The 24,491-nt window shown below is 29.3% G+C and carries 21 protein-coding genes and 1 CRISPR repeat array; of the genes, 14 read left to right on the forward strand and 7 right to left on the reverse strand.

Annotation, left to right across the window (positions count from 1 at the left end):
* Positions 1 to 3 precede the first annotated feature (3 nt).
* From TZ01_RS03065 to TZ01_RS03075, 3 genes are all read right to left on the reverse strand, one after another.
* The gene (locus TZ01_RS03065) at positions 4 to 1,110 is read right to left on the reverse strand and encodes a glycosyltransferase family 4 protein (RefSeq protein WP_048101294.1); all 1,107 of its coding nucleotides are present in this window, start codon (positions 1,108 to 1,110) and stop codon (positions 4 to 6) included.
* A gap of 51 nt (positions 1,111 to 1,161) precedes the next feature.
* Entirely contained in the window at positions 1,162 to 2,538 is a 1,377-nt protein-coding gene (locus tag TZ01_RS03070; RefSeq protein WP_048101295.1) for a glutamate decarboxylase, read from the reverse strand.
* A 68-nt stretch (positions 2,539 to 2,606) separates the two neighbouring features.
* Complete coding sequence (locus tag TZ01_RS03075) at positions 2,607 to 3,257, reverse strand: cyclase family protein (protein WP_048101296.1); 651 nt, start codon at positions 3,255 to 3,257, stop codon at positions 2,607 to 2,609.
* Between the two features lie 198 nt (positions 3,258 to 3,455).
* On the opposite strand from TZ01_RS03075, the gene TZ01_RS03080 reads away from it, so the two are divergent.
* The 5 genes from TZ01_RS03080 (at position 3,456) to TZ01_RS03100 (ending at position 9,007) form a co-directional block, all read left to right on the forward strand.
* The gene (locus TZ01_RS03080) at positions 3,456 to 4,073 is read left to right on the forward strand and encodes an HAD family hydrolase (protein WP_048101297.1); all 618 of its coding nucleotides are present in this window, start codon (positions 3,456 to 3,458) and stop codon (positions 4,071 to 4,073) included.
* 721 nt (positions 4,074 to 4,794) lie between these two features.
* The gene (locus TZ01_RS03085) at positions 4,795 to 6,177 is read left to right on the forward strand and encodes an APC family permease (protein ID WP_048101298.1); all 1,383 of its coding nucleotides are present in this window, start codon (positions 4,795 to 4,797) and stop codon (positions 6,175 to 6,177) included.
* Positions 6,178 to 6,374: 197 nt separating this feature from the next.
* Complete coding sequence (locus TZ01_RS03090) at positions 6,375 to 7,787, forward strand: hypothetical protein (RefSeq protein WP_048101299.1); 1,413 nt, start codon at positions 6,375 to 6,377, stop codon at positions 7,785 to 7,787.
* 592 nt (positions 7,788 to 8,379) lie between these two features.
* Positions 8,380 to 8,604 (forward strand): hypothetical protein, encoded by a 225-nt coding sequence (locus TZ01_RS03095; protein ID WP_048101300.1) that lies wholly within the window; start codon positions 8,380 to 8,382, stop codon positions 8,602 to 8,604.
* Positions 8,594 to 9,007 (forward strand): type II toxin-antitoxin system VapC family toxin, encoded by a 414-nt coding sequence (locus tag TZ01_RS03100; protein WP_048101301.1) that lies wholly within the window; start codon positions 8,594 to 8,596, stop codon positions 9,005 to 9,007. The genes TZ01_RS03095 and TZ01_RS03100 overlap by 11 nt, the downstream gene beginning before the upstream one ends.
* A gap of 218 nt (positions 9,008 to 9,225) precedes the next feature.
* On the opposite strand, the gene TZ01_RS03105 is transcribed toward TZ01_RS03100, so the two are convergent.
* From TZ01_RS03105 to TZ01_RS03115, 3 genes are all read right to left on the reverse strand, one after another.
* Positions 9,226 to 9,414 carry a hypothetical protein gene (locus tag TZ01_RS03105; protein WP_048101302.1) on the reverse strand — a complete coding sequence of 63 codons (189 nt, stop codon included), beginning with the start codon at positions 9,412 to 9,414 and terminating at the stop codon, positions 9,226 to 9,228.
* A 354-nt stretch (positions 9,415 to 9,768) separates the two neighbouring features.
* Positions 9,769 to 11,178 (reverse strand): hypothetical protein, encoded by a 1,410-nt coding sequence (locus TZ01_RS03110; RefSeq protein WP_048101303.1) that lies wholly within the window; start codon positions 11,176 to 11,178, stop codon positions 9,769 to 9,771.
* Complete coding sequence (locus TZ01_RS03115; protein WP_048101304.1) at positions 11,175 to 11,876, reverse strand: ABC transporter ATP-binding protein; 702 nt, start codon at positions 11,874 to 11,876, stop codon at positions 11,175 to 11,177. The genes TZ01_RS03110 and TZ01_RS03115 overlap by 4 nt, the downstream gene beginning before the upstream one ends.
* Before the next feature lie 369 nt (positions 11,877 to 12,245).
* Between TZ01_RS03115 and TZ01_RS03120 the strand changes: the two genes are divergently transcribed.
* Positions 12,246 to 12,476, forward strand: coding sequence for a transposase (locus TZ01_RS03120; RefSeq protein WP_048101305.1), 231 nt, complete (start codon positions 12,246 to 12,248; stop codon positions 12,474 to 12,476).
* Positions 12,477 to 12,823: 347 nt separating this feature from the next.
* Here TZ01_RS03120 and TZ01_RS03125 read toward each other — a convergent pair whose 3' ends face one another.
* Complete coding sequence (locus TZ01_RS03125) at positions 12,824 to 13,558, reverse strand: hypothetical protein (RefSeq protein WP_048101306.1); 735 nt, start codon at positions 13,556 to 13,558, stop codon at positions 12,824 to 12,826.
* 37 nt (positions 13,559 to 13,595) lie between these two features.
* On the opposite strand from TZ01_RS03125, the gene cas6 reads away from it, so the two are divergent.
* From cas6 to cas2, 8 genes are read left to right on the forward strand one after another with little or no spacing between them, the layout of a single operon-like run.
* On the forward strand, positions 13,596 to 14,306 hold the full coding sequence (gene cas6 / locus TZ01_RS03130) for a CRISPR-associated endoribonuclease Cas6 (protein WP_048101307.1): 711 nt from the start codon (positions 13,596 to 13,598) through the stop codon (positions 14,304 to 14,306).
* Complete coding sequence (locus TZ01_RS03135; RefSeq protein WP_054964024.1) at positions 14,307 to 17,057, forward strand: hypothetical protein; 2,751 nt, start codon at positions 14,307 to 14,309, stop codon at positions 17,055 to 17,057.
* A 32-nt stretch (positions 17,058 to 17,089) separates the two neighbouring features.
* Complete coding sequence (cas7d, locus tag TZ01_RS03140; protein ID WP_231563404.1) at positions 17,090 to 18,001, forward strand: type I-D CRISPR-associated protein Cas7/Csc2; 912 nt, start codon at positions 17,090 to 17,092, stop codon at positions 17,999 to 18,001.
* 5 nt (positions 18,002 to 18,006) lie between these two features.
* Positions 18,007 to 18,666, forward strand: coding sequence for a type I-D CRISPR-associated protein Cas5/Csc1 (gene cas5d / locus TZ01_RS03145; RefSeq protein WP_082180431.1), 660 nt, complete (start codon positions 18,007 to 18,009; stop codon positions 18,664 to 18,666).
* Positions 18,656 to 20,455: a type I-D CRISPR-associated helicase Cas3' gene (gene cas3 / locus TZ01_RS03150; protein ID WP_048101311.1), complete on the forward strand. Its 1,800-nt coding sequence runs from the start codon at positions 18,656 to 18,658 to the stop codon at positions 20,453 to 20,455. Before cas5d ends, cas3 begins: the two co-directional genes overlap by 11 nt.
* Positions 20,445 to 20,957 (forward strand): CRISPR-associated protein Cas4, encoded by a 513-nt coding sequence (gene cas4 / locus TZ01_RS03155; protein WP_162200857.1) that lies wholly within the window; start codon positions 20,445 to 20,447, stop codon positions 20,955 to 20,957. Before cas3 ends, cas4 begins: the two co-directional genes overlap by 11 nt.
* Before the next feature lie 5 nt (positions 20,958 to 20,962).
* Positions 20,963 to 21,922 carry a type I-B CRISPR-associated endonuclease Cas1b gene (gene cas1b / locus TZ01_RS03160; protein ID WP_162200856.1) on the forward strand — a complete coding sequence of 320 codons (960 nt, stop codon included), beginning with the start codon at positions 20,963 to 20,965 and terminating at the stop codon, positions 21,920 to 21,922.
* Position 21,923: 1 nt separating this feature from the next.
* Positions 21,924 to 22,184, forward strand: a complete 261-nt coding sequence (gene cas2, locus TZ01_RS03165) for a CRISPR-associated endonuclease Cas2 (RefSeq protein ID WP_048101314.1) — start codon at positions 21,924 to 21,926, stop codon at positions 22,182 to 22,184.
* A gap of 106 nt (positions 22,185 to 22,290) precedes the next feature.
* A CRISPR array of direct repeats spans positions 22,291 to 23,726; the repeat unit is 30 nt; unit sequence GTTAAAATAGAACCTTAATAGGATTGAAAG.
* Positions 23,727 to 24,491: the final 765 nt, after the last annotated feature.

Here is a 24,491-nt window from a genome sequence, read left to right on the forward strand (position 1 = left end):
AAATTATTTTTTATATACTATTTTTTGCATTACATCCAGGTATCTGGAATATGTTTTCTCATCTGAATATTCATATGCCGTTTTAATAGCGTTTTCAGACATTTTAATTAATATATCAGGTTTATCCTCAATCTTCGTTATTATATCTTTATAATCATCATCTGTACCGGCAATGAACGAATTTATATTATTCTTAAGACCGGGCATGTAAACGTTTTTACCCGTCACGGGAACAAGACCGCATGCCATCCCCTCGACGATGGTCAGGCTAAAAGCCTCTGAAACAGATGGCAATAAAAGTAAATCACAGGCCTGATAATATTTTAATAAAATGTCGTCGGATACACGGCCCAGAATGTGGATTCTATCATTACCAGCATATTTTTCAGTGTTGCCTATGCATATAAGATGTATATTTTTTGAATTTTTAATTAATTCTATGGCAAAATTAAGCCTTTTTCTCTCTGGAGACATGCCCACCCAGAGTGCATAAATTACTTTATTTTCCATGTTTAATTCATGCCTAATTTGAATTTTATTTCCTGGCCTGAAATAACCTGTATTAATACCAATATTAATCGCTGTTATATCGTTTTTAGAATACAATTTTTTTAAGGTATCCAAAAGACTGGCAGATACGGTTATAACAGTGTTGCAATGCCTAACAGAATATCTTTCCATTAGATATGAAAAAAATAAATTTGGATGGATTAAACCCCATTTAATTACAGATTTTTTAGTATAATTTTGTTTTACACCGGCAGAAAATAGTGATGTTCCGTGCAGGGTCATGATTTTGTTTAAATCATTAATTCTGGAAATAAAACATCCATTGTCACCGTTAATATGCGCCATATCATATTTTTTCATGTTTTTTTTAACATAAAAATAAACTTTTATATTATAAATGAGTTTTTTAAAATAAGGAAATTTAACCTTAATCTGAATGAATTTAATATTATTCTTTATATATATCTTATTTTCCGTCCCGGAAATCATAATGGAAACCTCGTTTCCATTTAAAGTTAAATATTTGGAAAGACCATTTACGAATCTCTCAATCCCACCGCCAAATTCTGGAGGTTTGTATGCAATTTCCAGTATTTTCATTAAATGACCCATTAATGATTTATTTAATATATAAAATATATTAGAATACTTTTAGGTAACCGCATGTCCCCTTCTAGGTGATTTCATTTCAAATTTTTGCCTTCTTCCCATATTATTTAGTGCCTGTTTTATGTTATTTATCAATAAATTAGCCATATCCCTTGAAAAGCTTTCCCTCACAACTATTCTCATTAAAACAGTACCGCTGGCATTATCAGGAAGAGAGTAGGCAGGTATGATCCATCCGAACTTTCTTAATTCCGATGATAGGTCAAAGAGATCAAAGGCATCCTTATGTTTCTGTTTGAAGGTTATTACCGGTATATGTTCTGCTGAGCTTACAAGTTCAATGTTATCCATTTTTTTAATCTCACTTGCCAGATACCGGGCATTTGCCATCATATTTTCTGCAATTCTTTTATATCCTGATATCCCCATTCGTAATATATTGTAATACTGTGCGGCAATATTTGATGCACTCCTGGAGAAATTCAGGGTATATGTGGGCATCTCATTTCCCAGATAATTAACATAAAATATAAGGTCTTCTGGGAGATACTTTTTATCCCTGAATATAAGCCAGCCAAGACCTGGATATACAAGTCCAAATTTATGCCCCGAGACGTTTATTGAGGCCACATGATTTAGCCTGAAATCCCATAGAAGATCGGGCTCAATAAAGGGTGTTATAAATCCAGCGCTGGCAGCATCAACATGCAATGGTATAAAATTTCCGGTTTTTTCCTCATATTCATTAAGCATTTTATTCAGTAAAAGAACATCATCAAATGCTCCAGTAAATGTTGTTCCAAGCACGGCACCAACGGCTATTGTATTTTCATCAATGTTTTTAATTAATTCCTCAGGGCTTGATACCATGGTTTTTTTATCTATGGGCACTATTCTCGGTTCAACATCAAAGTATTTTGCAAATTTGTCCCACACAACATGGGTGTCTGCACCAAATACAATATTGGGACTTGAATAATCCTTATTTTTTGATTTCATTTTTTGCTTCCAGTTCCATTTATGCGCCAGAAGTGCAAGCATTATTGCCTCTGATGATCCAATTGTTGAGGTACCTATAAATTCATTTTCCTCAGGTGCATTATAGAGCCTGGCCAGTATATTCACTATTCTATTTTCCTCCTTTTTTATCTGCGGGTATTCAAAAGAGTCAATAAAATTCTTATGGGCATTTTCCATGTAAAGTTTATCCGCTTCCGGTTCCATATAGGTTGTAACAAATGTGGCAAGGTTAAGCTCCGGTATTCCATCCAGATTTAATTCCTGATGAATCATTTCATATGCTGCCTGGGAAGGCATTCCATTTTCTGGAAATTTATTTTCCGGCACCGGCGAATCAAAATACCGGTTGCTGTATGTTCCATAAACCTTTTTTTCTGAATCTTTTTTAACGCTGACCATGGATTTAAGATATTGACATACTATTTAAATATATTAAATATAATTTATAAAGATTATTTAAAATAATATTAAAATTCCATGGCAATTACCCTTGCCATTGAACCGCTTGCCCCATAAAGTTTTAACGGTAAAGCAACAACAAAGTATTCCTTACCCTCCTCAAGGAGATCAAGATTTGTTAAATCCTCAATAAACGCCATATTTTTTGCAAGCAGTGCCTTATGAACACCAAAATCAGCATGTGAATATGGGTCTATTCCAAGAGTATCTATACCAAGAACCTTTGGTTTATGTTCCAGAAGAAAATCAACAGCATCGTATGAAAATCCCGGAAATTCATACTGGAATTCCTTTGTGTAACCCCTTTTTTTATCCCATCCAGTGTTTACCAGTATAATTTTTCCATCATATTCCCTTTTCCAGATCTTTTTAAGTGCATCTGCATGAATTTCATCTCCATCGTATTGAGGTCTGATGCAGTATCCAGGACCTGCAAGCTGTGTTAGAGGGATCCTATCCACCGTGGTTCCATTGTCTATCATATGGTAGGGCGCATCAATATGTGTACCGGTATGCGTGACAGATTCGTATTTCTCAACGGTATAACCATCCCTGGCAAGGAGACCTATTGGATCCACCCTTACAAGTGGATTTGTTGGCCAGCACGGCATATTTGTTTTAATTTCCACAGACAGATCAAAAATTTTTTTTGGTTCCATAAAAAATAATGAAGTTGGTATTAATAAATATATCTAATGTATTAATAGTATTATTTGATAAAATTTTTCAAAAAGCGAGAAAATTTGAAACAGGCATATTTATAATATTGTATAATCAAATAATTTCATGGAATTTTATTTGATTAAATTAAGATTGTTTAACAATTAAAATTAATAACATACATTCAATACCAAATAATGGGAATTCCAACATATGGCATTATTTTTGATCTAGATGGCACGATATGGGATTCGGTGGAATACAGAATTAAGGCATGGAAGCAGGCACTTCATGATTATGGAATTGATACCGACCCGGAAATTATTAGATTATTAATTGGATATCCGGGCACAATGCTCATCAAGGCAGTTAATGGCAGGGACCCAAATATAGAAAAAAGTGAGGAGGAATATTTTGGAAATTACATTAATTACGTAAAATTCTTTCCAGATGTTGATAAAACATTTAAAGAATTAAAAAACATGGGATTTAAGATTGCCATAGTAACATCGTCAAGAAGGGCCATGGTCAGCAGGCTAAAAATTAATGTTGATGCGATAGTAACAATGGACGATGTAAAAAATGGAAAACCTGATGTGGAACCATATTTAAAGGCGCTGGAAATAATGAATGTTAGTGCCAATAATGCTGTTGCGGTTGGTGATATCGATAATGATCTCATACCCGCAAAAAGGCTTGGTATGACTGCGGTTCTTGTAACCCATGGTGCAAAAAAGGATGCAGATCATAAGGATTTTTCCATAGTAAATATATATGATGTTATAAATGTGGTCAAAAAAAGATTTAATTTATAATGTAAAATTTGAAAAATTTTTTCAACAATAAAGAATTTAAATTTATTATCCCGGTAACCTAAGAATTGGGCCTTGAAATCATATATATGCATACATAATAAGAATATTTAGGAATCTTATTCTGGAATATTAATCTAAATGGCTTTAAAACAGCTTTAGAGATACGAAAATATTTTATTGAGAACCATGAATATGTAAGAAAAATAGTAAATTTATGAACAGTCTGAATATAAATTCAAAATTTAAATGTAAAATTATTGATGGTGAAAACTGATAAAAATTTAAAATATGTAATACTGAAATAACCGAACTGCATGGATACCTGGATATCACGTCTAATAATTTATCCGGAGAACCCCCTTCAAATATGGTATAAATCCCTAATTTTCGGGAAATTAAAACGATAAATAATAAATTTTGTATATTTTATTTAGTTACATTTCAAAAATTTTTATTGTAATAAAATAAATACATAGAAATACAATAAATGCATACAGAATAGGCTATATATGGAACAGGGAACAATGCATGTTATAGTCTATCATAATAAACATTTAAGTAAATTAAAATTACATGCAATTAAAAATCAATATAAAAAAATATATAACCATAAAAAATTCAATAAAACTGACCTTAATAAAATATTATATACGGACATAAATGTGCATAAATATTCCCTGCAATAACCATAAATCCAGATTTATTTATGGGGTGAGATATCATGCAAGGATCAGCAAAAACATTGAAAAGAGATACATTAAATGTATATGATGTTATTTTTCAGGGAGTGGCTGGATCTGCCCCCGCTGGTGCGGCAGTTGCAACTCTGACGGGCTCTGCCGCATTTGCCCTCGGATCACTGCCACTATCAGCTGTGGTCGCATTTGTAATTGTATTTATTAATGCTGTGATTATAAACAGAATTTCCAGACATGTGGCCGGCGCCGGCGGATACTATGCATATTCCAGGGAGGGGCTAGGAAATTTTGCGGGCATATATACCGGATGGATGTACATATTATATCAGGTAATGTCCCTGGCATTCATAGGTTTGAGTATAGCCATATTCCTTCCAGCATTGCTTTCATCGGTATTTGGAATAACCATACCGTCATATTCGTGGGTGATTTTGCTAATAATTGTGCTGGCATTTGGTTACTTCGTTTCATTCTCAGGTGTAAAAAATTCTGTGAGATATGCAATGGTTATGGCCAGCCTTGAGGTTGCTGTTGTTTCAGCAATAAGCATTATAATAATAATATCAAAGCCAACCGTAAATACATTTTCTGTTTTTACACCAGTATATGCATCCCATGGCTTTACAGGTGTTATGCTTGGAGTTTTATTTATGTACACTGCATTTACAGGTTTTGGAACTGCCACCCCTCTGGGTGAGGAGGCAAAAAATGCAAAAAAGGTCATAGGCCGTGGTGTCCTTGCCTCTTCTGTTGTCCTTGGACTGTTCTTTATACTTGCATCATATGCATTTACAGTGGGCTGGGGTCCGGCAAATATGTTAAGCTATTCTACTGAACTAGTTCCCGGAATAATACTTACAAAGAACTATATAGGGTTAATAGGTGCAATAATAATAACAGCTTTTTTTATAAACAGTTTATTTACCGATTCTGTGGTTTTCACCAACTCACTGTCAAGGGTCGTATTCTCAATGAGCAGGGATAATGTTCTTCCAGGGATACTTTCCAGCGTGCACGCAGAAAGAAGAACACCACACAGGGCGGCCGGATTAATGGTTATCATAGCGTTTATAATAGGTACTGTAAGTGTGGTCACCCTTGGCGGTTTTAACGCATTTTTATTCACTGGAATAGCCTCAACACTTGGTGCCCTTGCAGTTCATATGATTGCAAATGCGTCCCTTCCTGGAATTGTATATAAGTTAAAACTTAAATTGAATATCGCTGCTGATGTGATACTTCCGGCAATATCCATAGTTATTCTTGCCTTTGTATTCTATGGAAGCTTTATAAGCATTAATTCTGTGGTTATAATTGCGAGCATAACATTTGTGGTGTGGCTTATAATAGGCTTAATATATTCATACCTTGGAAGAAAAATGCTCTATCACGAGAATATACAGTAGGCTGAAAATCATCAAAAGGATATAAAAAATATTTTTTTTAAACTCAACTTTTTAATCCTTTTTTCTATTATTATAATATTTATATACAAACCATTTCAAATGTAATAATTTCATTGAAATGGTTAAATTTATGGTAAATTTAAAAAAAATTGTGTATTCCGCCAAAAAATTTTTATCTTATTTTATGTTATATTTGTGTGCTTTCAAACCTTACAAAATTCATAATTAAAACAAGAATGAAATCGCCAAGATACATATTTTATTTGATTCTTTTAATATTTTCATTTTTTGTGAATATTTTATATTTCAGATATAATTTTCAAAGGCCTTATATACTGGGGTATCTCGTAATTGTACTCATATCAACCTTTATAATAATTCCATTATTTTTGTCCGGCAATATAATTATACAGTCAGATAATGATTTTCTCCTAAATATTCCATTGAAAAAGAAAGATCTGTTTAAGTCATATTTCTTCTTCTCATCCATAAAATATTCAATTGTATTTATAATATTTTTATATTTAATAGGGCTTGCACTTAATTCATATAAAATAATTATAGGAATTTTTGATGCGTTATTGTTATATCTAATATCCATTGGTTTATCATATATTTCTTCATACATGATTCATAAAAAGTATCCATTAATATTATTCATTATATATTTATTCAGCCCATTAATATATAATTATAAATTTAATATAAATTCAGTATTTTTTGGAAATATTATATATGGAAGTGCATCATCAATAATTATCTTTATTATAATCTTCTATTACATATTTTCAAGGTCTTATAAACTTGATTTCCTGATGTATGAAAAACCATCGGAAAAAACATATAAATCAAGAAATTTAAGAGGAAAACCATTAAATGTGATATATAAGCTAAATACAATATATTCAAACACAGTATACCTTTTTGGCATATCCAAAAAACGTTACCATTTTTCGAGAAACATATATTTCTGGTTAATAATATATGCAGGTTTGGGCACAGGATATTTTATGCTAAATTATATTTTTGATTTTACAGGCATTCCAAGGTTTGACCTGTTTCTTTATACATGGGAGCTTACATTCTATCCACTAATATTCAGAATTGCCACACCGTGGGCATCTGAAAGGGCATGGCTGGCATTTTCAATCATGAATCCGTGCAGATACATAAGGCATTACATGATATCAAGGTCCCTGGCAATACCCATGATGATGTCCCCCCTTATTTTATCAATGGGCCTTGTTTATTTATTTCATCCTGATAATTTTAACCTAATGTTATTAATATACTCTTTAACCATTCCCGCATCCATGATGCTTGCAGGAATATATATTTCTGGCATATCTTATCCCTTTCAGGCCCTTGATTTATCCTCATATCCTAGCAGTTCACTGGTCATGAACAATTTTAGGAAGGCATTAACACCTATGATAATAGTTTCCATACCATTTATATTTCCATTCATAATTATTTTCACATCAAGTGATTTGATTTATTTTGCATTTTATTTATATTCTGTCTTGCTTATATTATATGATTTTTATATCCTATCAGGCAAAAAAATGATTGAAATCAAAAATAATATGGAATTTATAAATTTTATATAATTTTATGATTAATAAATTATTAAGGTTTATTAAACATTATTTAGGCATTTTAATATATTAGATCTTACCTGCCATGAATCTTTCAAAACTTTATGGAAGATGATACATGGAGATAATATGGGTAATGATGACTTTATGGTCATTATAAATAAAACCTGTTCATTTTTAAATTTACTAAAAATACATAACTTTAATGAAAGTATTAATGCTGCCTTTTCATTATCAGTTCAGATACGCATCATAATTTATAATCCACCCCATGTTTTTTGGCTATAAAACTATTAATACCATTAATTACATTAAATAATAGATTAATTAATAAAATGAGGGAAAACAGCCCAAATATTTTATAGATGATTATTTTTTAATTTAAAATTTTTAATTTTCCTGCTTGATGAAAAATTAGAATTTAAAGTTTATAGTATATTTAGATATTTTTATGTTCATGGCATTATATAATTTGAGTGTTAATAGTTAATTGTTTAAACCAGAGCTTATTAGTTTATTATAGTCTGTCTTGGTTATACAAGTCTGTAAACATTATTATAAACTAGAATGAAAACTTTATATAATCTTATAATATATAATAAATATGGATATTATTTCTATAAGAATACCTAAAGAATTAAAAAAAGAATTAAAAGAATATAATATAAATTATAACAATGAGGTTCGAAACTATCTTGAATTATTGGTTAAAAAGGAACATATAAAGGAAGAATTAAATGATATAAATAACAACAGGAATAAAATGAAAGCAAAATATGGTATTTTTGATGATTCATACAAATTAATTAGGGATGACCGTGATAGATAAAAAGGAGGCAGTTCTTGATACGTCAGCCTTAATGTCGCTTTTAATGGAAGATAGCACAACAGAAAATATAGAAAATAAAATATCCAATTTTGATTATTTTCATATATTAGATCTTACCTATTACGAATCTTTAAATACTGTATGGAAGAGGATACAGAGAAATAATATAACCATTGATGACGGCGAGACCATTATGAATAAAGCTTATTCATTTTTAAATTTAATGAAAATACACAGCTTTAATGAAATTGTTAAGGGTGCTTTTTCCTTATCCGTGAAGATGGGCATTACAGTTTATGATTCATCTTATGTTTTTTTGGCTATAACATTATCAATACCACTAATTACATCGGATAAAAGATTAATCAATAAAATTAAGGAGAACAAACTAAATATTTTATAAATTATTTTTAATTTAAAATTATGAATTTCCTTACTTGATGAAACATTAGAGTTTAAAGTTTATGGTATATTTGGATATTTTATGTTAATAGTAACATTTAAACCCGAATAGTGTTAGATGGTTAATTGTTTGAACTAAATTTAATAATTTATCATACAAGTTTATGTATGTTCTTAATATTCTTTCATCATCAATGCCAAGAAAATGAAGGCCACCCATTATTGCATGTATTTTATTTTTCCTGTTATTTCAATGCCGTATTCCATTATGTTTTCTATGCCTGAATGGCCGCATCCAGTTATCATAGCAAGTCCGTTCTTTGTTTGTAAATAAAGTGCCATATCATCCTTTATTAAATCTTCCCCACCGTTTTCATCAAACCTGTGGCCATTATGGGTTGGACCCAAGTTTCTTGGTATCTCACCTCATACAATTATGTTGTTATCAAATATTTTAAGGTTTTTCAACTGGAATAAACTTTGCACCGTGTTCTTTTAATTCGTTTTCAGTGAAATCCGGGCTTATTTCAAATAAACCATTTTTATCCTCTGAAAATGTTTTTCTAAAAATTGAATTATGCGCAATAATTTTTAAATTATTATTTGCAAATTTTAAACTATTATTATAATCATAATTTGAATTCTATTTATATGCTGTACTTATTTTCATATATGATTTCATTTATTTTCAAGGAAAAATATAAAGGAAATAGAAAATAACATGGAATTTATCAATTTTATATAACCTTAAAATTTGGTTATTTATATTAAATCTGCATTTATTAATTTATTTGCCATATAATTTATTATCCTTTTTGAATTGAGGATTGAAAATGTTATTATTATAATTATTAGGTAAAATAATGATATGTAAATTATATTTTTTAAAAATATTGAAAGCAAAAATGTTATTGTAAAGGAAATATAAAGAATAAAAAAGGGGATTAACCGTTCCATATTCTGTCCGCTACTGGCAAAATTGCGTATATTATCATAATCTGTTATCTGAATAGGTGCGATAAGCATGTATGAATATATGATTATTGCAGCTGTTATGGATGGCATTACCAGCAGATATAAGAATATCATTATATATAATATATTAAAATGAAAAATAAGCAGAAGTCCTGAAAATAAAATCATTGGACATGTTGCAATAAAAACTGACAATATTACGGATATAACTAAATTTTTGATATATTTATATGCATTCATCGATGTAAATGAAAGCCAGGGCCTTTCAAGCAATACCGGCCACTGGGATATAAGCATGGAATACACAAGTCCCGGTAAAAATGGTATATAAAGGTCAATAAGCAAAATTAAAAATGTATTGTATAATTTAATGTTTAATATAAAATAAATAATGCCTATAAATGAAAATATTAAAACAGGTTTGTATATTTCTGTTCTAATATAGTGTATTTTTACATTTGAAAATGTTCTATATGCATATAATGTATTTATATAAAAACCATTTTTCATGTAAAGGGCCCTTAATGGCGATCCTGAAATATTCATAGGCTTTACATTATTTTTAATTTTGTCTTCCCTGTAATACAAATTAAATTTATTACCATTTTTTATTATATAAAATAATGTTAAGATATATAGAATTATCAGGATTAGTATACCATTTATTATATGGCCGTAAAATATTGATGTTATGCTGTATTTGAAATTAATAAACTCCGGAAGTATCAGAAAAATAAAAAATAATGGTGGAATAAAATATCCATGCCTTAAAATGTATTTATAAATAATACTCATATTAATGCAAGTAAAAAATAATAATATATTATATGACATTAAGAAAAATATTAAACCAGAATTAATTGAAAGTGTTGAGAATAGCATAAGTAATATGATGGGAACATACATTAATATAAAATTATATGCATAATATGCCTTTAAAATATCTCTTTTTTTTAATGGCATATCCAGTAAAAAATCACGGTCGGATTTATTTGTATACAAATTTGAGAACATAACAATTATAATGGCAATTATGGAGATTAAAAGTGTTGCAATTTTTTCCTGATGGATGTTAATATTGGCTGAATAAAATGTAAATAAGGCTGGAATAACCATTAATGTTACAATTATTATCAGAATATAGTAGCCCAAGGGAATTTTTGTTTTTAAAAATAATCTTGTCAATGTATATTTCATGACATCATCCTTGCTATCAAACTTTCTATTGTCTCATTACCTGATTTCATTTCCTCGATTTCCGATAATTTTCCATTAAATATTATATTACCATTATTTATCATTATGATATTTTCCGTAAAATTTTCTGCAATTGACATCACATGGGTTGAAATTAAAAATGTTGAATTCATTGTTTTAAAATATTTTATAATCTTTTCCTGTGTTGGTATATCTATATAATTGAATGGCTCATCAAGAAGAACAATTTCAGGATTATGTATTATTGACAATGCCAGGGAGAGTCTCTGCTTTGTTCCCCTTGATAGATTTGACACCATGGAATTTAAATAAGAATCAAGGCCGAATAGGTCTATTAAAAATGAAATTCTTTTTTCTAAATCATTAACTTTCCTTAAAGACCCTATGTAAAGCAAATTTTCCTTAACTGTTAAATTAATATACGGTAACGCCTCCTCGGCAAGATATCCTGTAATTTTTTTTGCCTCATCGGACCCTGGTTTATTGCCCTTTATTGATACATTTCCTGCATCAGGGCTTATAAGGCCGGAAATTATTTTTAATATTGTACTTTTTCCTGCACCGTTTGGACCTATTAATGAATAGCTTTTATTGCATTCAAGTGAAAATGAAACATTATTTAGGGCATATTTATCTCCATATTTTTTTGTTACCGAATTGAATTCCAGGCATTGCATAAAGTTATAATATATAACATAATAAATATTTTTTGATTGAATTCGAATGTAATTATTTATTTAAAAATATAATTTATATTTAATAATTATAGTAATTTTCGTCGACTTATGAGAGGGTAAAGGTTGTGTCCCATATTTTGTGTAATTATAAATTCCGATGTTAATTATTAAATGATCATTAAATAAAAGGAGGAATACTTATGAAAATAGGGTGTGTGATCAATATTTAGAGGAAAACTCGAAATAAAAAAGGTTTATTCTAAGACGAATATAAAAACAAAGTACTATGAGATTAAGGATTTATCAAACCAGTAAACGTGGCTAATAAATTCCACAGTCCCATAATAGAATTAAATCAAAAAGTATGCCGTGAGAAATTATAACATCAATGTATTTAAATGGTTCGTCAAAAAGAAGAATACCAATATATTAAAGGATATATTCAATAATAAATATTCATCATCAATATCAAAAATAACAGATTTAACATTGGAAGGGGTAAATAAATTTGTTACTCGAAAGCCTGATAATAGGTATATTGCTGTAATGTTGGATGGACTATTCTTCGATTTAAGAAGGGAAACAGTAAATAAAGAATAATAGTATTTGTATTAAGTATTACGGAATCAGTAGAGTATGATATACCAGGATTCCGTTTAACAATAAAGTAATCACACAATAATTATAAGGAGGTTCTATAAGACTTATACAAACAGATGACATAAATAATTTATATGGGAAAAGCCTTTACAATCCTATTAAGGTTCTATTTTACACGCTATTTATATAAATTCATTTAATGACATATTTCTATGTCAATCCTATTAAGGTTCTATTTTAAATGGTATTACATTTCAATCACTATATGGAATTATTTTTTGTCAATCCTATTAAGGTTATATTTTAACTTTATATTCCATATAACGTTAAAAATTATTAAAGGCTACTTATCTTTTTAAAAAGCTAGGAACAGTATAGCCTAAAGCTTCTAAATCATCTGAAAAATTGATTTCCCAGCCTTTATTTCCACTCAATCTTATAAGCCCTAATTCTTCAAGTTTTTTTATATGTTCTTGGATATTTCTTAATCCAGTCTGATAATTATAATTTTTTAATAAAAATAGCCTGATTCCATTTGTATTATTCATCCCATTTTTAAGTGCTTCTATTATAAATTTATCAACATTATTTGTATTAAATGTTAAATTTGATACTGATCTCATATTTATATTCCTAAATACGCAGGAAATTAATTGCCTGTGTTCATAATGCTCCACGCTATAAGAAACATAATAATTATGTTGTAAAGCCCATAACATCCCTGCTGCAGCAAAAACGGATGGACCTGCGCTTATATTTATTATATATCGGGTCTTATTAGGCAATGAATTTAGAGTTTTATAATAATATTTTATATTCCACAAATCATTTTGAAAATATTTTTTTATATTTATTTGTCTCCGATCAGCCAGTTTTTCTAATTCCAGGAGTATCTCTTGCTTTGTTCTAAAATTTTCATCTAATGGTTCATCCATATTTGATGTAAAAACATAAATATTATTTGGAAAATAATTCTTTAAATTATCTTCTAGGAACCTCAAGACCAGATGTCTTTTAAATCCAACAAAGGTTATAAAATCGATATTTTTAAGCGAAGAATTTATTTCGTCATTTTGTACCATAGAAAGATTAATATATTTCGTATATATTAAGTTTACTATGCAGACTATCAAACTGATTATTAAACGCCAAAATGGTAAAATTATACCTTACGAATATAATTATTTTATAGGGATATCCTTATACAAAAAACTATTACTTTATCAGAATAATATTAGAAAATTACATTCCAGCTCCCAAATTGGATTATATACATTTAGTAATATTATAACTACAAAGGGGTTTAATTATGGTGCTAATGGGCTTGATATACCTCAAGGATATATTATATTCAGATCCATAGATGATGCTTTAATTTCTTATTTAAGGTTGGGTATCCTCGAAAACCCTATAATTGAAATTAAAGGTACATCATATAAAATAGAAAGTGTCAAATCTGTTAATAACAATTTAGATTTAAATCGTAATGATATTGAATTTAAAAGCATATCTCCTGTTCTTGTTAGAAATTTTAAAGATAAAAAACTATATTTAAGCAATGAGGGTGAGGTATCAGATAATCTTAATTTACTGGCATATCATCAATTAAAAAATTATTTTGGAATACCAAATCCAAAGGTTACATTTGAAGATCTAAAAGTCCAAAAAAAGACAATTAGGATTTCTAGCAATGGGAAAAAGGAGAGTATTACTACTGGCTTCAATCTACACGGCAGAATTCGAGGAACACCAGATGCTCTATCTTTATTATATTATAGAGGTTTGGGTTCAAAAACATCCCTTGGTCTTGGTTGCTGGGAGGAGATTTGAATGGAAGAACATAAAAATGCAAATTTGAGCAATATAATGACATTTAGGAACGATTTCATAACAGATGTAATGGATTGGGCAGTTGAAAATCTTTTTTCAAAAATTTGGAATAACCCGGAATGGATGAAATGTGCGAAGGGCGGAGATGAAAGGGAAAGTTACAAAAATAAGCCAGATATGTTTTATGCTGCACATATCTTTAGTGGGACAGCAATGGCATTGAAAATAGCAGATTATAAATATACAAAATCAAAACCAAATGACATTGAAAAAACTGAACTAAGGTTAAAAAGATCTATTTTAGGATATATGTTCCATGATTATAACAAACTTCAGGATTACAGCAATAATATAAATATGGATAATAAAGACATATTAAGTGAACTTATCAACGATTTTAAAGACCAATTAACTGATCTAAAACTTACTTCTAACGATGTATATTTTATTGCTTTTTCAACAGAAAAAGGGACACAGTTTCATGCAAATTCAATAGATATAAATCCAGAATCAGATCTATCATTTGAAAGTAACTTTTCAAGACTTGCTGATCAGCTCTCCTCAATTTTTCTAGAGGATAATCCGGTTCTGCACGATATCAAATATAACAATGAACCGGTTATACCTAAAAATAATATACATAAAATTCGAATAAATGCGACTCCATATATTACCTTGACGTCCATACTTAAAGTGGTACTAACAGAAGAAATCATAAAGAGGGGAAAAGAGAATATCAATGATGGATTCTATTTATGGTCTACTTTAAATACAATCTACTATGTGAGCGAAAATCCAATTGAATTAAATTATGATGAACTTGCCAAGCTGGTCATGAATAAAATTAGCAATATTGCTCATCTAGAAAATGGTATAGCATTTACAGACAGAAGAGTGGACATATCAAGCAATAAAATAGGATTTATATCTTTAGAGACACTTAAAAAATTTGTTTTAGACAATGATAAGTTTAAACAGGTCGTCCATTTAGAAAATATTATATTAAAAGACGATTTTCGTAAAAATGCAGAAATGTATTCGGATCTAATTCTTTCCAAACTAAAATCCTATAAAATTAATTTCTATAAGGATTTGCCAAGTGTAACACAGACCAAAAAGAAAGAACGTTCCATAAGGGATTATTTAGAGCTTGACGAGATACAGGATTTTGAAGCTGATAAAATAACAGAAAGACTGCATACATTTTTAATTAGATTTATTCAATTAAATTCAGATCTTGCCGGAGAAGATATAAATTTTATTAGGTCATTACTTGAATCTCAACTTGAGTCCAATAAAAATTTATTATCCAATATATTGCCAAAGAATAATCAGGAAAAATCTGCACTTTTAATACCCTTAATAATTGATAACGAAAACATAAATTGGGATAACATTTTAAATGGTGTATTAAAACAAATTAACATTGAATTTGACAGTGAAAAAAATCAAAAATTGATTAGAGAACTTATTAATATAATACTTGGATATAATGAATTAAATCTCCCAGAAGTGCCGGACAAAAAAAACATGTCTATGATAAATGGATATCCTAGAAAAGAGGGAAAAAGTGGAATAGCATCAAAAGAAAATCTATTTGGAATTGGCACTAATTCTTTCAACAATAGAATCATTACTTCTGGAATAGCCAATGGTTATATAGATGAGTATTCTATATTCGAATTTTCAATAAGATCAATTATTGCGCCGAAATTATATAGTAAATATTCATCGACTGTTCTGTTTTTAGCATTTCCTGGAGCCGTGCCTTTTATGGACATTGGAAAATTTTTACAGGTCTTTAATGAAACCGATGTATTACAGGTTGGAAACATTAGATTAACCATTGAAGAAAATAATGCTAAAATGAACAATTTTAAGTTTGATACAACTTACTTTATATATCTTCCAGATCCAAAAAGTGATGCAGACTTTATAAAAAATTTAAGGATGTGCATAGATATAGCAAGCAAGTCAAAACTACACGTTTTAATTAGCTTTTCTAATAATTTATTTTATAATACATGGAACGAAACAATAAATATGGAAATCGAAAGTTCAATATTAAATAGCATGAAATGGAATAAATTGAGGTGCAACAATTTAGCTTCAGTTAAAAACCAGATGTCCTTCTTCATGAGTGTATCAAAAACAAATAATAATTTTGATTATGATAACTGTGCAAATGTTATAAGAGATTATATAAGGAATAATCTCTCGCTTAATTCTTATGTTCATAAACAGATATTTGAAGGCCATTATAGATTTTCAGACTCAACAGACGATTATGATGTTTTTCACAAACTTGTTTATGATAAAAGAGGTGAAATGATGAAAGAAATTGAAAATTTAGGTAATATAGCTGCAGATCTTTATCTTTTAAGATATGATAGCAGTTCAAGTGATAGGGGATGGATGTTACGGGAGAGCCTTGAAGTGCTTGAAAAGATGAAAGCTGAGACTAATGCAAAAAATCTGGAGGAACTAAAGGAATTCGTATCCGGGCATTTATATTCAGGAATGAATAGGTTGTATTTGCGTGATAATCCAAATTCAAAATATAAACCTGACATCAACAAAATCAATGATTTTGCAAATGAACTTATTAATTTAATTATGACTGAATTTAAGGGTAGAATTCCTGTGGGAAATACCAGATCCTATCTAATCGACGGATTTGAAATAGAATATTATATAGCATCAGATAAAAAATGGAAAGCGTATGGAGAAAAAAAAGAGGTGGGTAAATGATAAGTAAAATAAATGAAATAATAAGTAGAGGATTGCTTGCACAAATAGAGAATATTGATCTAAAGAAAAATCATGGATACTATGCCAAAATAGGGATAATCTCTGAGACCATAGGATTTATGATATCAAGAAACAATGATGCCACAGAATTAACAAGTGAAAACTTTCTTAATGATGAGAGGGCCCTGGTGCCGGCACAGAAATGGAGAGCGGCTGAAAGAAGTTATCTCCTATCTGAACTTCGCAAGGTCGGAAATGTGATACCGGATGGATATGCCAGAAACATGAATAAAGTAAAAACATATCTAAAAAATCCAGTAAGCCTTTTATATGGAGATACATCCATTGGATCAGGTAAGGATATGGGATCAATTGCCTCAAGATGTTTCTATGATTGGGCATACAGCTTTGAACCACTTGGGGAGATATCAACAAGAATTACACACAACACTTTATCGGAGGATGGCACCATATTGCATTCAATTGAGGGGAAAACAGAATCAAATGCAATTTATAATATTCCATACATAAAGCCCGGTGTTAAGTTTATAAGGTTTGTAACCCTTGAAAATTGTTCCCTAGAATTGCTAAAACTTGAACTTATTGCAATATTGGGTACAACAAGATATGGTGCAAGAACGGCGATATTGGGTGATAATGTTGCAAATCACATAGTTGCTATTGGCTTTTCAAAAGGAGATAAACCCATTTCATCTTACGAACTTATGCAACAGGCATGGGAATCAGGTAAATATGAAGGAGAAAACTTGATTAAATCTTCAATGCTTTCCTTCTATGGGGAAGAAAACGTCATAATGGGAGATGACCTGGAAAACTTTTTAAATGAAGTAATAGCTATAAAAAATAATAGTAAAGAACTGCAGAGCCTCTGCGAGGTTATTAATGCCAAAATGGAAAATGACTGGAAAGAGTTCTGGAAGTGATTTAAATGCAGTGTATTCCCATTAAAATGACTGTAATATCACCAATACAATATTTTTATATTGCGGCAGCTGGAGGTATGAGAACATCTAATTTTATTGGAGATATCGCTTTAAAGTATGCCTTCCTAAGGCAGATGGGGTTATTTAAATTTCCTGAATTAAACAAAACAAGGCCAACTTATAGGGAACTCTTGGAGTTTCCATTCTGGCTTACTACTGCAATTTCCGAAAAAATGGCTCTTGAATCCGGTAATGAAACTGTATTTATGAAGAATATGATAAGGAATACCATGCAAGGAGCAGATTATAATGGTTCCAACGTTGATCCAACATTTAAAACCGGATCATTAATGTATAAAAATTTCTTTTTTGTGCAACCAATAAAACCAGGAAATGTTTTTTATTCCTATTTGCTTTATGATTCAGAGTATTTTAAAAATTTAAAAATACCCGAAGTTGTAAGAGTGGGGAACAATAGAACAGGCATGCTCAAGATAGCCAGAACAAATGTAGATATTAAAGCTGTAATCAACTTATATACAGTTCAAAATATTTTGGGCAAGCATATTGAGAAAAAATCAGATTATGTATCTCATTTAGTTTTACAATATTATTTAATGGGTTATTATACAAAAGATGAGGTTGTTAGGGCATATGATGATTAAATTAGATCTTGTTCCAACATATATAAGCCGTGATTTCCAGCAAAAAATGGAAGATTTTGCAACAAATAAAAAAGAAATTGCAATATTAAATGCTCCAACAGGATCTGGGAAAACATATGGATTCAAAAAAATGCTTACACAGGGATTTATTTTAATATTACTCCCAAATAACCTCCTTTCGAATGAGGTTTATGAAAATTTTAAAACCGATACAGCTGTCAGTATTTTAAACTCAAATGCCATTAATAATGAAATAAAATATTTTAAAAATAGTGGCTATGCAGAGTGCACAAAAGATGATGCAATCAAAAATATTATAACAGGAAAAAAAATAATAATATCAAATCCTGAAATTTTTTATTATATTATGTTAAATAACTATAAAAATGGCAGAAGTTCAGATTCACTAACTGATTTTATAATAAACGGCTTAAAAATTATAATAGTTGATGAAATTCATATTTATACAAGAGACCAGTTAAATATATTATTAGCTGTATTAAAATTAATAAATAAGAACATAAAGATAATGTTCTCAAGTGCAACAATCCCTATATATATTAAAAACTTAATAATAGAACTTTTTGGCGAATGCAATACTGAGATTATTAATGTGGAAAGAAGCTATCAACAAAATGACAATGTGCTTCTACAGGGCCCCATATCGATATCAATTCCAGATAATCATAATACAGCCAATTTTATTGAGCAAAATATTGATTTGCTAAAATCTGGCTACTGGTTTATAATTGCTGACTCAATTCGAAACATTGATTCTATTTATAAAGTTATAAAATCTCATATCAGTGATGATCAAATAGCACTAGTTGATGCTTTCCATGATCCTGAATATGAATCATATATGAATATATTTGAACAAGGACCAAGGATTGTTATTGGTTCAAACATAATAGAACAAGGTATTAACCCTCCTAAAAAATTTAATAATTTTATCATAGAGACTGGATTGGATTTAAAGAATTTTATTCAAAGATTTGGCAGAATTGGGAGGAATATGACAAGCAAAAGCAATTTATTTATAATATTTAAAAGTGAAATAGGAAATAAAGCTGATCTGGCAAAGATTAAAAATTTCGAAGATTTTATAACTTTTATTTCAAAAAGGTTACCAGAAAAAGAAAGAATTTTTAATTCAGGATATATAGGTGTTTATGCAGCTTTAATTGCCGATAAATTTTCCATAAATTTAACCAAAACAGTAAAAGAAAATTTTCTAAAGGAAGAACAGGGGACATGGTTCACTAAATCTTTTAATAATACCAGAAGGACTCTTAAAATCATCAAACAGATTAAAGAAGATCATTCCAAATTTAACGAAATGAGAAATGATATACCTGATTTAAAAAATATAATAAAATGGTGGAATAAATATTATGAAAGTATATTCAGATTTATACCTGAGGCTAATAAAGGAGCAGGTACCGATATTGTTTATGATGAACAATTTTCATATGACGATATCTGGATTCATAAAAATAAGAATATTGTTATGAAAAAAAACGGTTATTATATTGTGAATGGGTATAATCAGAGCCCAAATTATCAGTTTCATGTTATGGTAAGCGGAATACCTGTAGATGATCGTGAAATGAAATATGAAGATGTATCACCTTACAAAGCAAGAAATTTAATACTTAACAACATAAATTCAAATTTTAACTTAGATTGTGATGGGGAATCAAAGAAATTGCAGGAAGGAATCAAAGACATAATAAAGGCCACAGGAGATTATGAAAGACTTTATTTGGAGGTTAAGGATGAATTATGATATAAAATCAATTAAGGGAACAGATATCAATTATTATTTTATATGCAAAAGGCGTGCGTGGATGTCTATACATACGTTTTATATTATAGATAAAAATCAATTTATAGAACACGGAAATTTTTTAAACAATAGAAATAGAAAATATGGTTATCATGGTATAAGAATAGGTCATAATGAAATTGATAATCTTGAAATAGATACTCAAGGAAATTATATAGTGCATGAATTTAAAAGAGGCCGCAAAGCTTTAGAGGGAGATATTTTCCAGGTTTTACATTATATCGAATTGCTTGAAAATGAGGGTTTTAAGGTTAGGTATGGAGTTTTACATTTATTGGGTGCAAATAAAATAAAAATAGTGGAAAAAACCCCTGAATTACTATCTAAATTAGAAAAAGCTTATGAAAATATAAATAATCTAAGAAATGATAAAATGCCAGAACCTGTTAAGAATTATTACTGTTCTCATGGTTGTAGTTATGCATTTTTCTGCTGGGGATGATAAAAATGGGAGAGACTTATTATATATTACAATCTGGATCTCTTAGTAAAGTTAATGAATCTGTAGTATTCCAAAACCAGAATGAGAAATCTTTTTTGCCGATAGAAAATATAGATGAAATACTTGTCTTTGGAAATCTTACTATAACTACTCCCGTATTACAATTATTATCCAAAAAAAATATTCCAGTTTTTTTGTATTCGCATTATGGCTGGTATATTTCTAGTATTATACCCGAAGATTATTTACAGAGTGGATATGTTATAACTCACCAGGCAGCATATTATAATAATCCAGATTTAAGACTTAAGCTGGCAAGGAGTTTTGTATTAGGAGCAGCCAAAAATATGGCGAAATTATGCAAACGGCTCAGAATTGGAAATTTAAGGGTACCAGTAAATGAAATAAGTAAGGCTGTCTCTATATCAGAATTAATGGGCATAGAGGGTAATATACACATTAAATATCTGGAACTTTTAGATTTAAAATTGCCTCAGGATTTTAAGGTAATTTCTAGATCTAGAATGCCTCCAAGAAATTATATAAATTCAATGATGAGTTACCTTTACTCTGTTTTGTATGGAATAATAGGGTCACAAATTTTTAGTACTCATTTATCACCATCAATAAGCTTCCTTCATGAACCCAGTGAAAGACGTAGTAGTCTTTCCTTGGATATCGCAGAAATCTTTAGGCCAGTATTTTGTGATAGAGTTATTTTAAAGTTAATAAACTTGAAAATAATGAAAAAGTCTGATTTCATAGACGATAACGGTATATATTTAAATGAGGCTGGAAAGAGAAAAGTTCTTGTTGCATTTGAGGAAAAGTTGAGGGAAACTGTTTACGTTTCTTCCTTGAGAAGGAAAGTTTCTAATAAGTTTCTAATACGTCTTGAGATATATAAAGTTGAAAAACAGATAATGGAGAATAAACAATACAAACCATATATTATGAGGGATTAAATTGTGGATTATACTTACATATGATATTAATGAAAAAAGGGTTGATAAAATTAGAAAGATTTCATTGCAATATTTAATTAGGATTCAAAATTCTGTATTTATAGGAGATATTGGATGGGCAAGCTTAAGAATTTTAAAAGAAAGATTAAAAAAAGAAATTGTTGAATCAGAGGATTCAATACAGTTTTTTATTCTTAGGGATGAAAAGCTTGTAAAGAGAATAAAGCTTGGAGTGTCATATGAATTCAGCAATATAATTTAACATATGATCAAACCTTTAAATACTCTTTTCCAATTATGAACTTTGAGTACTTTTTTATAAAATTGTCATAAGTTTTTTATTTATAATACAGATTATCTATAACGGGGTTAAAATAGAACCTTAATAGGATTGAAAGGTTATGATTTTTGAAAATCCCGATGATGCCCGAAAAGGTTAAAATAGAACCTTAATAGGATTGAAAGAGATTTAATGAACTCGCATATCTGGAAATATCAAAGAGTTAAAATAGAACCTTAATAGGATTGAAAGTAATATTCAAGCTTGGAATGCCCTCTGTGGATTATGGGTTAAAATAGAACCTTAATAGGATTGAAAGTGCTTCATCTATTAGTATCGCTTTCTTGCCCATAGCGTTAAAATAGAACCTTAATAGGATTGAAAGGAACAGTGTGTCGCTGAATTTCCCGAGCCTTACCTCAAGGTTAAAATAGAACCTTAATAGGATTGAAAGACATAGCAAAGAAGGAAAAGAGCAAGAAAAAAGAAATGGTTAAAATAGAACCTTAATAGGATTGAAAGTGAAGTGGCTATGGAATGGTCTTCCCTGTAGTTATCGGTTAAAATAGAACCTTAATAGGATTGAAAGTGTCCCATTGCCAGAAGGCACGCCTGATAAGGACAAGGTTAAAATAGAACCTTAATAGGATTGAAAGATTACTTCTGCTCCCTTGTCTATTACATCATATGGAGTTAAAATAGAACCTTAATAGGATTGAAAGATTAAACTTTCTACTTTAATGACGTCATTAAAATTCTAGTTAAAATAGAACCTTAATAGGATTGAAAGTAGTTGATGCACATGGGAAAGTCACGAACTGGCAAGTTAAAATAGAACCTTAATAGGATTGAAAGTGCATTGGTAAGAGTCCATGTTGAATTGAATATTATGGTTAAAATAGAACCTTAATAGGATTGAAAGATCATGGCCTTATTGCAAGGAAATATTTTGTCATTAGTTAAAATAGAACCTTAATAGGATTGAAAGCAGTGGTATCCGCATGATGCACAGTCCTCCGTAAACGTTAAAATAGAACCTTAATAGGATTGAAAGCTGGGATAATAATTTTGTAGATGATTCTTTCATAAAGTTAAAATAGAACCTTAATAGGATTGAAAGGAATATCATTTAAATGCACTGGAAGAAAAGAAACTTAGTTAAAATAGAACCTTAATAGGATTGAAAGCAGTGGTTGCGAATGAAAGCTTCTCAAATAATTTAATAGTTAAAATAGAACCTTAATAGGATTGAAAGTGTAATTCCACAAACGTCAAAAAATCAGGTCACAAGGTTAAAATAGAACCTTAATAGGATTGAAAGGAATATCTGCTTGAGTTTGAACCTGAAATTGCAATGCCAGTTAAAATAGAACCTTAATAGGATTGAAAGTTTCTAATCTTTCAAGATTTTTTAAAGATGTTTTATAAGTTAAAATAGAACCTTAATAGGATTGAAAGAAATAAAATGCTGATACAGGTACACTTTACAAAAAAGTTAAAATAGAACCTTAATAGGATTAAAAACGAAATGAATATTCCACTGGATTATCTTCAGATATATCTGCATTAAAATTAACCCTTAATAGATCTATTCTATATTTATTTAAATCTGTTTAATTTTAAACTATTGTAATAATATAAACACCAGAAAGAATAGTCATTCTAAGCGTTATTTAAATATAACCATTTCCTTGATAAAAATATTATGCTCGATTAAAACCTAAAGTAAATTAAACTAGAAATTATTCTAAATATTTTAGTAGAAAATTTATAATTTTTTACTTTCTTTAAAATGGGGTATAAAAACAAAAATTACTTTTAAAAATTTGAATATTATTTTTATTTAAATATATTATTAATATGATCATAATATAAATATAATAATATAATTAATTTATTCATAATAATATTTACACATAGAATAAATTATTATTAATACATATAAAATTATAATATTGCTCATATAAATTATTCTTCTTAAACCCGGTTTTATCTATTATAATATATTATTAATTATCATACCACATAACATAAATCCTTCATATCCTTATAATAGGGCCTTAATTCCCAGAGCATATAAAGTATTTAAATAAAAACGCCGTATAACGTTTGTTATACTGCATTATTTGGGATATTTTATGAAAAACGGTGATTTGCTGGACTGGAATATAAGAGTTTTTGTTATTGCTATGATAAAATTACATTTAATATGCATTAATGTATATTATATATGGCAAATTTATAAACGATTTAAGGCCTTTATTTTTATTATAATGGTAAATTATGCAT

The sequence above is a fragment of the Acidiplasma sp. MBA-1 genome, assembly GCF_000949015.1.
In the GTDB taxonomy this organism is placed as follows: domain Archaea; phylum Thermoplasmatota; class Thermoplasmata; order Thermoplasmatales; family Thermoplasmataceae; genus Acidiplasma; species Acidiplasma aeolicum.